General features: G+C 72.3%; 12 protein-coding genes. 7 read left to right on the plus strand and 5 right to left on the minus strand.

Annotated features, from left to right (window positions below; genetic code table 11):
* Both ACWEPL_RS34995 and ACWEPL_RS35000 read left to right on the plus strand, forming a co-directional pair.
* Positions 1-665 (plus strand): MFS transporter (locus tag ACWEPL_RS34995; protein ID WP_452438727.1); only part of this gene is annotated, 665 nt, incomplete at its 5' end.
* Positions 662-2,884: an arylsulfatase gene (locus ACWEPL_RS35000; protein WP_452438728.1), complete on the plus strand. Its 2,223-nt coding sequence runs from the start codon at positions 662-664 to the stop codon at positions 2,882-2,884. The genes ACWEPL_RS34995 and ACWEPL_RS35000, both read left to right, overlap by 4 nt.
* A gap of 204 nt (positions 2,885-3,088) precedes the next feature.
* On the opposite strand, the gene ACWEPL_RS35005 is transcribed toward ACWEPL_RS35000, so the two are convergent.
* Entirely contained in the window at positions 3,089-3,919 is an 831-nt protein-coding gene (locus ACWEPL_RS35005; RefSeq protein WP_452438729.1) for a trypsin-like serine protease, read from the minus strand.
* A gap of 130 nt (positions 3,920-4,049) precedes the next feature.
* Here ACWEPL_RS35005 and ACWEPL_RS35010 point away from each other — a divergent pair, with 130 nt between their 5' ends.
* The 3 genes from ACWEPL_RS35010 to ACWEPL_RS35020 all read left to right on the plus strand — a co-directional run bounded on the left by ACWEPL_RS35010 (position 4,050) and on the right by ACWEPL_RS35020 (position 7,096).
* Complete coding sequence (locus tag ACWEPL_RS35010; RefSeq protein WP_452438730.1) at positions 4,050-5,195, plus strand: acyl-CoA dehydrogenase family protein; 1,146 nt, start codon at positions 4,050-4,052, stop codon at positions 5,193-5,195.
* Positions 5,196-5,259: 64 nt separating this feature from the next.
* Positions 5,260-6,291, plus strand: a complete 1,032-nt coding sequence (locus tag ACWEPL_RS35015) for an acyl-CoA dehydrogenase family protein (protein WP_452438731.1) — start codon at positions 5,260-5,262, stop codon at positions 6,289-6,291.
* Between the two features lie 16 nt (positions 6,292-6,307).
* Positions 6,308-7,096 (plus strand): enoyl-CoA hydratase/isomerase family protein, encoded by a 789-nt coding sequence (locus tag ACWEPL_RS35020; protein WP_452438732.1) that lies wholly within the window; start codon positions 6,308-6,310, stop codon positions 7,094-7,096.
* 3 nt (positions 7,097-7,099) lie between these two features.
* On the opposite strand, the gene ACWEPL_RS35025 is transcribed toward ACWEPL_RS35020, so the two are convergent.
* From ACWEPL_RS35025 to ACWEPL_RS35035, 3 genes are all read right to left on the minus strand, one after another.
* The gene (locus ACWEPL_RS35025; protein WP_452438733.1) at positions 7,100-7,603 is read right to left on the minus strand and encodes a cupin domain-containing protein; all 504 of its coding nucleotides are present in this window, start codon (positions 7,601-7,603) and stop codon (positions 7,100-7,102) included.
* 23 nt (positions 7,604-7,626) lie between these two features.
* Positions 7,627-8,226, minus strand: a complete 600-nt coding sequence (locus ACWEPL_RS35030; RefSeq protein WP_363965000.1) for a TetR/AcrR family transcriptional regulator — start codon at positions 8,224-8,226, stop codon at positions 7,627-7,629.
* Between the two features lie 183 nt (positions 8,227-8,409).
* The gene (locus ACWEPL_RS35035; protein ID WP_452438734.1) at positions 8,410-9,348 is read right to left on the minus strand and encodes a LysR family transcriptional regulator; all 939 of its coding nucleotides are present in this window, start codon (positions 9,346-9,348) and stop codon (positions 8,410-8,412) included.
* A gap of 115 nt (positions 9,349-9,463) precedes the next feature.
* Here ACWEPL_RS35035 and ACWEPL_RS35040 point away from each other — a divergent pair, with 115 nt between their 5' ends.
* Together ACWEPL_RS35040 and ACWEPL_RS35045 are read left to right on the plus strand one after the other, a co-directional pair.
* Entirely contained in the window at positions 9,464-10,381 is a 918-nt protein-coding gene (locus ACWEPL_RS35040) for an NAD(P)H-binding protein (protein ID WP_452438735.1), read from the plus strand.
* Positions 10,371-10,736 carry a darcynin family protein gene (locus ACWEPL_RS35045; RefSeq protein WP_363965006.1) on the plus strand — a complete coding sequence of 122 codons (366 nt, stop codon included), beginning with the start codon at positions 10,371-10,373 and terminating at the stop codon, positions 10,734-10,736. Before ACWEPL_RS35040 ends, ACWEPL_RS35045 begins: the two co-directional genes overlap by 11 nt.
* A gap of 112 nt (positions 10,737-10,848) precedes the next feature.
* On the opposite strand, the gene amaB is transcribed toward ACWEPL_RS35045, so the two are convergent.
* Positions 10,849-12,381, minus strand: a complete 1,533-nt coding sequence (amaB, locus tag ACWEPL_RS35050) for an L-piperidine-6-carboxylate dehydrogenase (protein ID WP_452438736.1) — start codon at positions 12,379-12,381, stop codon at positions 10,849-10,851.
* Between the last annotated feature and the right edge of the window lies 1 nt (position 12,382).

A 12,382-nucleotide genomic window follows, 5' to 3' on the forward strand; every position in this document is an offset into this window, starting at 1 on the left:
GCCGCAGCCGCTGGGCGTCGGCGGACTGGCCGATCGACTGGGACGGGTCCATGGCGGTGGGCCGGCCGCTGGCGATCATGATGGTCATGCTCTGCGTGTACTGGGGCTGCAACAACCTGTACGGCTCGGCCATCCTGCTCTACCAGCCCAGCCTGATCAAACGCATCGTCACGCCGAGCACGTTCACCTCGCTGCTGTTCACCGCCTGCACGACGGCGCTGGCCGTGATCCTGGGCCTGATCGTCTGCCTGTGGGTGATCGAGTCGATCGGCCGCCGCTTCATCGCGATCACCGGCACGGCCGTCGCCGCCGCGTGCACGTTCGTCATCTGGGCCGGGTTCGGCACCTCGTGGCTCGTGCTGGCGGCCTTCGCCGTCACGATCGCGGTGATCAACGGCGGCACCTCGCTGGCCTTCTACTCCTGGGCGCCCGAGCTGTTCCCGGCGGGGGTGCGGGGGCGGGCCGTCGGCATCGTCAACATGGTCGGCAAGACGGGCAGCGTGGTCGGCACGCTGGCGCTGCCCAGCATGTTCGAGGCGCTCGGCGCCGTCTCCTTCCTGGTCATCTCGGCCCTGGCCGTGCTGAACGCCGCGGTGACCTTCAAACTGGCCCCGGAGACCCGCGGCCTGACCCTGCGCCAGCTCGAAGAAAGGACGCATGCATGACCTCGGGGCACGTGGGACGTACCTACCAGGACTCCACGCCGTGGTGGCCGCAGCCGCCCAGGCCCCGAGAGGGCGCGCCGGACGTGATCGTGGTCGTCCTCGACGACGTCGGGTTCGGCAGCCTCGGCTGCTACGGATCCGAGATCGCCACCCCCACGATGGACGCCCTGGCCGCCGGCGGGCTGCGCTACACCAACTTCCACGTCACGCCGCTGTGCTCGCCCACCCGCGCCTCGCTGCTCACCGGCCGCAACCACCACGCCGTCGGCATGTCCCTGCTGTCCAACGCCGACAGCGGCTTCCCCGGCAAGCGCGGCACCGTGACCCACCGCGCGGCCACGATCGCCGAGGTGCTGCGCGACACCGGCTACAACACCTACGCCTTCGGCAAGTGGCACCTGGCGCCCATGGACCGGACCAGCGCGATCGGCCCCTACGACCAGTGGCCGCTGGGCCGGGGCTTCGACCGCTACTACGGCTTCCTCGAGGGCATCAGCGACCAGTACTTTCCCGAGCTGGTCCAGGACAACCACCGGGTGGAGCCGCCGCGGACGCCTGAGGAGGGCTACCACCTCACCGAGGACCTCGTCGACCGGGCCATCGCCTGCGTCTCCGACCACAAGTCGGTGGGGCCGGACAAGCCGTACCTCCTCTACCTGGCCATGGGGGCCGGTCACGCGCCGCACCAGGCGCCCGAGGAGTACCTGCGGCGCTACCGGGGCCGCTACGACGAGGGCTGGGACGTGATCAGGGAGCGCCGCCACGCCCGGCAGGTGGAGCTCGGGATCATCCCGCCCGGCACCGCGCTGGCGCCCCGCAACGACGGGGTGCGGCCCTGGGCCGAGCTCCCCGAGGAGGAACGCGCGGTCGCCGCCCGGCTGCAGGAGGCGTTCGCCGCGATGCTGGAGCACACCGACGCCCACCTCGCCCGGCTCGTCGCCCACCTGGAGCACATCGGCACCCGCGAGAACACGCTGATCGTGCTCCTGTCGGACAACGGCGCCAGCCAGGAGGGCGGCGCGCTCGGCAACACCAACTCGATCGCCTACGAGAACGGCGACGCCGTCCCCCACGCCGACAATTTCGCCCGCCTCGACGAGATCGGCGGCTTCCGTTGCCACGGCAACTACCCCTGGGGCTGGGCGCAGGCGGGCAACACCCCGCTCAAGCGCTACAAGCAAAATACGCATGCCGGGGGAGTCCGGGCCCCGCTCATCGTCTCCTGGCCGGGGCGGGTCCCCAAGGGAGGCGTACGGACGCAGTTCCACCACGTCATCGACGTGACCCCGACGATCCTGGACGTCGTCGGCGCCGAGATGCCGCAGACGTACCGGGGGCTCGCGCAGCTGCCCGTGCACGGCGTGTCCATGCGCTACACCTTCGACGGCGCCACGGCTCCGACCAGCCGCCCCACCCAGTACTTCGAGATGTACGGGCACCGCGCGATCTGGCACGAGGGCTGGAAGGCCGTGGCCTACCACGAGCGCGGCACCTCCTACGACGACGACCGGTGGGAGCTGTACCACCTGGACGACGACTTCTCCGAGTGCCACGACCTGGCGGCCGAGCGCCCCGACGTGCTCCATGAGCTGATCGGCCGCTGGTGGTCCGAGGCCGACCGGTACGGCGTCTTCCCCCTGGACGACCGCAACTTCGCCGAACGCGCCGCGAAATACCACAGCGCGGCCTCGCCCAGGAGGCGGCGGAGTTTCGTGCTCTACCCGGAGATGAGCCGCATCCCGGGCGGGGTCACGCCGCTAATCTACGACCGCTCGTACCGCATCGACGCCGAGGTACGGCTGCGCGAGGGCGACGAAGGCGTGCTGATCTCCCAGGGTGACGTGAACGGCGGTCACGTCCTGTACGTGGCAGAGGGCCGGCTCCACTACGAGTACAACCACCAGGGCACCCGCTACCGCGTGCACGGCGAGCACCCGCTGCCGCCGGGCGACCACGTCCTGTCGATGATCTTCACGAGGACCGGCCCCTGCCAAGGTGTGGCCGCCCTGGCCGTGGACGGCCGCCCCGACGGCGGCAAGGAGCCGCTCACGACCGCCCGCTACCTGATCGGCTGGCAGGGCCTGGTGCTGGGACGCGACGCGTTGTCGCCGGTGAGCTGGGACTATCCGCGCGGTTTCCCCTTCACCGGCACGATCGAGCGGGTACGCGTGGAGCTGGACGAGGACGTCCCGGACGCCGTCCACGAGACGTTCGACTGACGGGGAGTAACCGGGCGCGCTCGTGACCTGCTCTTGGCGTCCGTCTCAGTACGCTCCCGTGCGTGATGGAAGACAAGAGCCGGAACAGGCCGCGGATCAGCATCGACGGAGCGGGCATCGAGAGGCGCAGGACGGCGATCCAGGCGCTGGTGGATCAGGCGCCGCCGCCGGCGGCGGAGCGGGTCCCGATGCCCCGCCCCATCTTCAGCCCGCGCTCGGACGGGACGGAAGCGCCGCGATCGCCGCTGACCAGGCATCTCCGGGAAGGGTGACGTACTTGCCGAGGAACTGCCGCGCCGAGGCGGAGTCCAGTCGGTAGTCGTAGTTGGTCTTCCTGCAGGCGTCGTCCGCGCCGGAGATCGTCGTGGCGATGAGGAGGTGCGAGGTGAGCCCGCCCAGGAAGTTCGGGCCGCCCGAGTCGCCGAAGCAGGTGCTCCCGTCGCCCTTGGTGGACAGCGAGAGGTTGAGCCATCTCGGGGTCATGCTCTTGTACGAGATGGTCGCCTGGTGGCGCGTGTCGGTGTAGTGGAAGCTCTGGCCGCGCGGCTTGTTCTTGGTGGGCTTGAGCGAGCCGTACCCGACGGGGGTGAAGCGTGCGGACTTCAGCTTGTTCTGGGCCTTGAGGAGGTCGAGCAGGCCCGCGGCCGGCAGCTGGGCGGGCGTGATGTTCGGGACGGGCTTGCTGAACAGGACGACGGCCATGTCATGGAGGTCGGACTTCTTCGAGAAGCGGGGGTCCGGGATGTAACGGCCGGTGTAGACCTGGCCCCCGCGCTTGTAGTGGCCCGTGAAGGAGACGGTGGCCGTCTTCTGCTTCGGCTCACCGCAGTGGGCGGCGGTGAGGAAGACGGTCGGCGAGATGAGCGTTCCGGTGCAGTACGACCACGTGCCGTCGGGATTCGCCTCATCGGAGATGAGAGCCCCTACTTCCGGGTGAGCGTCACCGTCGGTGAAACCGTTGGTGATGGCCGCTGCCGGAGTCGCGGTGTATGCCAGCGTCGCAGCGGCAACCAGGACAAAAGGGACATAACGCATTCCCGAAGTTTAGGTGTCGAGGGGTGATGAATGGCACATATGGGCAAAAGATCTACTTGTTTTCCTGGGAACGGCCGGTTTGGCCGCGCATTTCCCGGAGTGGGAAGCATCGCGTATATAAGATCCCCTCGTGAATGCTCAGGCCCTGGCGCTCGGCGCGGTCGCCGGGCTGCCGGAGGGGTTACGGGAGCTCCGGGTGCGGGTCAGGCGGTTCCTCGAGGACGAGATCGCCTCCGGCGGCTTCGCCCCCGAGGCCGACGCCTGGATGTCGGGCGTCGATCCGGCCTTCAGCGGCCGCCTGGCCGGGCGCGGGTGGGTGGGGATGACGATCCCCGCGGCGTACGGCGGGCACGGGCGGACCGCGCTGGAGCGCTATGTGGTGACCGAGGAGCTTCTGGCCGCCGGGGCGCCGGTGGCGGCCCATTGGATAGCCGACCGGCAGATCGCACCCAGCATCCTGCGTAACGGCACAGAACAACAGAAACACAGGTATCTCCCGCAAATCGCCCGCGCCCAAGGTTTCTTCGCGATCGGCATGTCCGAGCCCGATGCGGGTTCGGACCTGGCCTCGGTCCGGACCCGGGCCGCAGAGGTCGAGGACGGCTGGCGGCTGACGGGCACCAAGGTGTGGACCAGCGTCGCGCACATCGCCACGGCGGTGGTCGTCCTGGCGCGCACCGACGACGCCGGCGACCGGCACGCCGGGCTCTCCCAGTTCATCGTGGACCTGCCCCACCCGGCGGTCTCGATCCGGCCGATCATCACCATCGACGGGGCGCACCACTTCAACGAGGTGGTCTTCGACGACGCGGTGATCCCGGCGGGCGGCCTGCTGGGCCGCCGGGGGGACGGCTGGCGCCAGGTCACCGCGGAGCTGGGCAACGAACGTTCCGGCCCTGAACGCATCCTCAGCACGCTGCCGCTGCTGCGGGAGTGGGCCCGGCCCGAGAACCTGGGGGACGACCCGGTCGCGCACGCCGAGCTGGGCCGGCTGGTCTCCCGGCTGGTGGCGCTGCGCCGGCTGTCCCTGTCGGTCGCCGCGCGGCTGGCCGCGGGGGAGAGTCCGGCCGTGGCGGCGGCCCTGGTCAAGGACCTGGGCACGGAGTTCGAGGGCGACGTCGTGGACGCCGTGCGGCGACACGTCCGCCCGGAGCCGGGCGGCCGGGGGCTCGCGGCCATGCTGGCCAAGGCCGTCCTGCACGTCCCGGCCTTCACCCTGCGCGGCGGCGCCAACGAGATCCTGCGCTCGATCGTGGCCAAGGATCTGTCCTCATGACCGCCGACCATCTCCGCGACCTGACCGTCGGCCATCTCCGCGACCTGGCCGAGGAGCTGCTCCGGTGACCGGCGACCACCTCCGCGACCTGGCCGATGCGGTGCGGGGCCTGCTGGACGCGGAGCTGCCAGGCCCGGCGCTCTGGGCCCGGCTGGAGGAGCTGGGTTTCACCTCGCTCACGGTTCCCGAGCCCCAGGGCGGGAGCGGCGGCACGCTCACGGATGCCGCCGTGGTGGTCCGCGAAGCCGGCGCGGCCGGGGCGGCGCTGCCCCTGGCCGAGGCCCTGTTCGTCGCCGGCCCGCTGCTCGCCGCGTCGGGAGCCGCCCTGCCGCCCGGGACGGTGACCGCGTACACCGGCGATCTGGTGGCGGAGCCGGGCCCCCGCGGCCGGTGGCGGGTCACCGGCCCGCTGATCCGCGTACCCTGGCTGAGATCCGCCGATCACCTGGTTACCCTGGTCAGCACCCCGGACGGGCCGGCCACCGCCGTGCTGCCCGCCCCTGCCGGGCTTTCCCCCGGCGAGAACCTGGCGGGGGAGGAGCGCGACAGCGCCGTGCTCGACGGCGCCGAGGCCGCGGTCACACCCCTGCCGCCCGGCCCGTGGCGCCACGAGCTGGAGCTGCACGGGGCCGCGGCGCGGGCGCTGCAGCTGGCCGGCGCCGCCCGCGCCGTACTGACGCTCACCACGCGGCATGTCACCGACCGGGTGCAGTTCGGCAAGCCGCTGGCCCGGTTCCAGGCGGTCCAGCACCGGCTCGCGCGGCTGGCGGCGGACGTGGTCACCGTCGAGGTGGCGGCGGACGCGGCGGTCGCGGCGCTGCGGGACGGCGCCGAGGACCGGGAGCTCGCCGTGGCCTCGGCCAAGGCCGAGGCGTCCGCGCTGGCCCGGTCGGTGGCCGCCGCGGGCCACCAGTTGCACGGCGCGATCGGGTTCACGATGGAGCACCGGCTCGGCTCCTGCACCAGGAGGCTGTGGGCGTGGCGCGAGGAACACGGCAACGAGCTCCACTGGCAGCGCAGATGCGCCGACCTGGCGAGAGGATCGGGCGACGTGTGGGAGCTCGTCACCGGCGAGCCGGGGTCGAGGCCCCTTTGACGACAGGAGCAGCACCATGACCGCCGAACCGCCCGCCATCACCACCGTCGGCGACGGGATCGCCAGGCTCACCCTGAACAACCCCCGGCGCAAGAACGCCATCACGCTGGAGATGGCCGCCCTCATCGAGGACTTCTGCGCCCGCGTCCACGGTGACGACACCATCGGCGCCGTCCTCGTCGACGGCGCGGGCGCCTACTTCTGCAGCGGCGCCGACACCCGAGACCTGGCCGCCTCCTCCGCCGATCCCGCCGCGCCCGAGTCGGTCGCGCGGACCTCGGCCGTGTACGCGGCGTTCGTGCAGGTCGGGCGGCTCCCGGTGCCCAGCGTGTCCCTGGTGACCGGCGGCGCGGTCGGCGCCGGGCTCAACCTCGCCCTGGCCACCGACCTGATGCTGGTCAGCCATGACGCGGTGCTCGACAGCGGGTTCGTGGCGCGCGGCATCCATCCGGGCGGCGGTCACCTGGCCCTGCTCGGCCGCGCGGCCGGATATCAGCACGCCATCGCGCTCGGAGTCCTGGGCGCGGCGCTGTCCGGAGCCGAGGCCGTACGCCGCGGCCTGGCCTGGGACGTGGCCGAGCCGCACGCCATGCTGGACACCGCCACCCGGCTCGTGGCCATGGCCGCCGCCGACCCCCAGCTGGCCCGGCGGATCAAGCAGAGCGCCACCCTCGAACTCGGCCCGCCCGCGGTGTCCTGGCCGTCGGCGCTGGAGATCGAACGCGGGATGCAGATGTGGTCGCTGGGCCGTAAGGGCAGCCAGGGGTGGGACCGGACGCCGCCCAAGCCGCCCGTGGAGTCCTGATCGTCAGCCCTGCCCGAGCGAGCGGGCCTCCTTCCACCGCGGGCTGTCGAGGAAGTGGTTGTCGTACAGCTCCTGCGAATCGAGCAGCTCCTCGAGGGTGGCCTCGCCGGTGCGCAGGCGGGCCAGCAGGCGGAAGTACTCGAAGCGCTCCACGCCCGGCGTGATGACGATCAGCAGGTCGGCCTCGGAGCCGGGGGCGGCGGCGAAGGCGTGGGCGACGTTCGGGGGCACCACGGCCATGTCACCCTCCTCCAGGGTGAGCACCTCCTCGCCCGCCAGCACCTGGGCGGCGCCGCCGAGGACGTAGAACAGCTCGCTGGAGGAGGTGTGCAGGTGGGGCACCGCGCCGTCGGCGCCCGGGGTGAGGGTCATGCGGAGGCTGCTCAGGGCGCCTCCGGTGGCGCTGGAGTCGAGCAGGAGCCGGCCGGTGGCCGGGGCTTCGCCGCCGCCGATGATCTCGGCGTCGGCCGCGCGTACGACTGCGGTCTCGGGCGTGATGAGCGACATGGTGAGAAGTCCTTCCTGAGGAGTTACAGGGCGCCGTCGAGGGCGGCGGCGACCAGGCGTGCGGCGTAGGCGCGATCCACCGGGTCGCCGGTGATCAGGACGCGGTAGTACAGGGCTCCGGCGAGCTGCTCCAGCAGCGTCATGGGGTCGACGTCGGGGCGGAGCCGGCCCTCGTCGCGGGCTCGTTCGATGAGGCCGCAGGCCAGCGCGTTGCGGCGGGCGTAGACGTCCCGCTCCAGCTCGCCGACGTCGTCGTGGCGCGCGGCGGCGGCGACCAGCTCGGCCACCGTCCCCGCCGAGCGGCTCTCCTGGCCGGGCGGCAGGCCCGCGACCCGCATCCGGTTGAGCCCGGCGGCGACCTTCTCCATGTAGTCGGTGAGGTCGCGCCGGATGTCGCCGGTGTCGGTGATCTCGTCGTGGTCCTGCAGCCTGGCCACGACGGCCAGGGCGAGGTGGTCCTTGGTGGGCCAGCGGCGGTACAGCGTGGTCTTGGCGATGCCGGCCCGCTCGGCCACCTCGTCGGTGGTCAGGCCGCCGTACCCGCGCCGCAGCAGCAGCTCGGTGGCCGCCTGCAGGACGCGTTCGTCGACCTCGGTGTCGCGCGGTCGCCCCCGTGGCCTCATGTGGATCCCTCCATTTCGCTACTGGGGTAGCGAAATTCAAGGTACACCGGGGCCACTCATTTACGCAACCGCAGTTTCGTATATGCCCTCAGGCTGATGACCTTGTGGCCGGCCTTGGCCGGCCGCGGTCGGGTTCGGGCCTGTGTCCGGGGCATCCGGGTACGCGCGGACCCGCGCCGTCGGCTATTCCTCCCGGGCCGGACGGAGTACCCGGCGCACGGCGCCACGCAGCCACTGGTGGGCCCCGTCGGCGGTGTGGCGCGGGTGCCAGGCCATGCCGATTGTCAGTGGTGGCAGCGGCAGCGGGATTTGCAGCAGGCGTAGTCCCAGCGCGTGCGCCGCGTCGCTGAGTGGTGAAGGGGGCTCGCCCGGCAGTGCGGTCGGCACCAGGCAGACCACGTCGCCGACTGCGGCCAGCGCCATCGCCGCCAGATGTCCGGGCAGGACGGCGCTGACCCGCCGGCTGAGCCCTTGCTCGGCCAAGGCCGCGTCCAGCGGGCCGGTGAAGCGTCCCCGGCGGCTGACCGTGACGTGCTCGGCCGCGGCCAGCCTGGCGGGCGTCAGGGTTCCTTCGGCGAGCGGGTGCCCGGCCCTGACGCCGGCCGCCATCCGCAGCGTGACCAGCTCTTCGACCCGGGTCTCCGGGTCGACGTGGTCGATGGCCCCGATCTCCAGATCGATCCGGCCCTCGCGCAGCGCGGGGCCCGCCTCCCACTCCTCGGCCAGCACCCGCAGCGAGACGCCCGGCGCCCGGCGCCGGGCCAGCCCGAGCAGACTCGGCGCCAGCGCCGCGCCGACCAGGTCCGAGGCCTGGACGGTGAAGGTGCGCCGCAATGTGGCGGGATCGATCCCGCCGCTCGGGGCGAGCAGTGCCTCCAGCCGGCGCACCACCGCGGCGGCCTCGTCCCGCAGCGCCTCGGCGCGGGGTGTCGGCACCATCGCCTGTCCTGCCCGCACCAGCAGCGGGTCCTGGAGCACCCGGCGCAGCCGGGCCAGGGTGCGGCTCATCGCCGCGGGGGAGGTGTGCAGCCGCGCGGCGGCACGGGTGACGCTCTGCTCGGTCAGCAGGGCGTCGAGGGCGACGGCGAGGTTGGCGTCGAGGTTCGGGTCTGGGCTGCTCACCGGCATTATTCCGTTTCAGGCAATGATTGGATGCTGAAGTTCCCATTGTGGCAATGCGGTTCGGGTCTGCACGATCAAGGGGTTGTACCGATCCGACATAGACCGCGAGGTTTTCATGATCGTCATTACCGCCCCCACCGGAAACATCGGCAGGCGGCTGCTGTCGCTGCTGGTCGAGGCCGCGCCCGCACGCGGAGAGGAGTTGCGCGTCGTGGTCCGCGATCCTGCCCGGCTCCCCGAGGCCGTGCGCGGACGGGTCGAGGTGGTCACCGGCTCGCACGGTGACGCCGCGACCGTCGAGCGCGCCTTCACCGGGGCCGACGCCGTCTTCTGGCTGGTGCCGCCGGACGCCTCGGCCACGCCCGACGAGGCGTACAGCGGCTTCACCCGCCCGGCAGCGCGGGCGTTCGCCGCCCACGGCGTCGGCCATGTCGTCGGCGTCTCGGCGCTCGGCCGCGGCACGCCGCAGGCCGCCCAGGCCGGGCTGGTCACCGCCTCCCTGGCCATGGACGACCTGATCGCCGGCTCCGGCGTCGCCTACCGCGCGCTGGCCAGCCCGTCCTTCTTCGAGAACCTGCTGGAGGAGGCCGACTCGATCCGCGAGCACGGCGTCTTCACCGACACCGTCGCCGCGGACCGTCCGGCCCCGCTGGTGGCCGTCGCCGACATCGCCGCGACGGCGGCCGGGCTGCTGCTGGACCGCTCATGGACCGGCGTCGGCAGTGTCCCGGTGCTCGGCCCGCAGGACCTGTCGCCCGACGACCTGGCCCGCATCATGACCGAGGAGCTGGGCCGTCCGGTCCGCTACCAGCGCCAGTCGCTCGACGAGCTGCGGTCCACCCTGCTCGGCTACGGCCTCAACGAGGCGTTCGTCGAGGGCATGGTCGACATGAAGCGCGCCAAGGACCAGGGCCTGGACTCGGGCGTCGACCGCTCGCCGCAGGCGGGCCCGGCCACCGGATTCGCGCAGTGGTGCGCGCAGACTCTCAAGCCCGCCGTCCTCGCCACACCGGAGGCAGTCGATGCCCACTGACCGAACCGAGCCGCCGGTCACCGCGTTCATGCTGGTCAAGACAACGCCCGAGTGGCTCGCGATGACCGTGGCCGAACGCGTCCAGGCCTTCACCACCCACGTCGTCCCGGTGATCGAGGCCCGCACCCGCGGCGTCCGCTCCCGCTTCTACGACACGGAGTTCTACTCGGCGCGGGTCACCGACATCTGGGTCTGGGAGGCGGACGACCACGACGCCTACCGGCTGCTGATCGACGCGCTGCGCGAAACCCCCTTCTGGGACCGCTACTTCGACGTTGTGGACCTGCTCGTCGGCACCGAGAACGGCTACGCCCGCACCTACGACCTGGAGCCGGTGGCCACCCTCGCCACCTGACGCTCCTCCCTGACCGGCCGGTGCCGCCACCACCCTGCGCAAGCACCGGCCGGGCTCCGCCGGAACGCATCCGTGACGGCGCTGAGATCTTCATTCGCGAAGATCGGGTTGGTCAGACGGTGAACTCGACCCCCTGGGCCAGCGGCAGCTCGCCGGAGTAGTTGATCGTGTTCGTCGCCCGGCGCATGTAGCCGCGCCAGGCGTCCGAGCCGGACTCGCGCCCGCCGCCGGTCTCCTTCTCGCCGCCGAACGCGCCGCCGATCTCGGCCCCGGAGGTGCCGATGTTCACGTTGACGATCCCGCAGTCGGAGCCCTCGGCCGAGACGAACAGCTCGGCCTCGGCCTGGTCGCGGGTGAAGATGCTGGACGACAGGCCCTGGGGGACCGCGTTGTTGAGCGCGATGGCCTGCTCCAGGGTCTCGTACGGCATGACGTAGAGGATCGGCGCGAATGTCTCCTGGGTCACGATCGGGGTCTGCTCCCCGATCCGGACCAGCGCGGGCTCGGCGTAGAAGGCGTCCGGCGCCTGGTCGGCGAGCCGGCGCCCGCCGCCGGCCACCAGCGTGCCGCCCTGCTCCACGGCGGCCTCCAGCGCGGCGCGCATGGCGGCGTGCGCGCGGCCGTTGATGAGCGGTCCGACCAGGGTGCCCGGCGCCATCGGGTTGCCGATCGGCAGCCGCGCGTAGGCGTCGGTGAGCCGCTCGGCCAGCGCGTCGGCGATGTCGGCGTGGGCGATGACGCGGCGCATGGTCGTGCACCGCTGGCCCGCGGTCCCGGCGGCCGAGAACACGATGCCGCGCGTGGCCAGGCCGAGGTCCGCGGACGGGCACACCACGGCCGCATTGTTGCCGCCGAGCTCCAGCAGCGACCGCCCGAACCTGGCGGCGACCCGCGGCCCCACGGCGCGGCCCATGCGGGTCGAGCCGGTGGCGCTGACCAGGGCGACCCCGGGGTGGTCCACGAGCGCCTCGCCGACCTCGGGGCCGCCGACGAGGACCTGGCTCAGGTACGCGGGCGCGCCGTGCTCGGCGGCGGCCCGGTCGAGCAGGGCCGCGCAGGCCAGGGCGGTCAGCGGCGCCAGCTCCGACGGCTTCCAGACGACCGGGTCGCCGCACACCAGGGCGATGGCCGTGTTCCACGACCAGACGGCCGCCGGGAAGTTGAACGCGCTGATCACGCCGACGACGCCCAGAGGGTGCCAGGTCTCCATGAGCCGGTGACCGGGCCGCTCGGAGCTGATCGTGCGCCCGTACAGCTGGCGGGACAGACCCACCGCGTAGTCGCAGATGTCGATCATCTCCTGGACCTCGCCGAGCGCCTCGGAGGTGATCTTCCCGACCTCCAGGCTGATCAGCGTGGCGAGGTCCGCCTTGTGCGCGTACAGCAGCTCGCCGAGCCGCTTGACCAGCGCGCCCCGGGCCGGCGCGGGCACGGTCCGCCAGGCCAGGAACGCCTGGCTGGCCCGCTCCACGGCGGTGTCGACGGCGCCGGGGTCCACCCAGTCCACGGCGGACAGCATCCCGCCGTTGATCGGTGAGGTGGTCGTGACGCCGCCGCCGAGCGCGTCCACGTCCACACCGCAGCGCTTGGCGGTCTCTCGCGCAGTCGCGGCCAGCTCGTCGGCGCCGGGCAGCGTGGTCACCATC

The organism is Nonomuraea sp. NPDC004186, assembly GCF_053603495.1.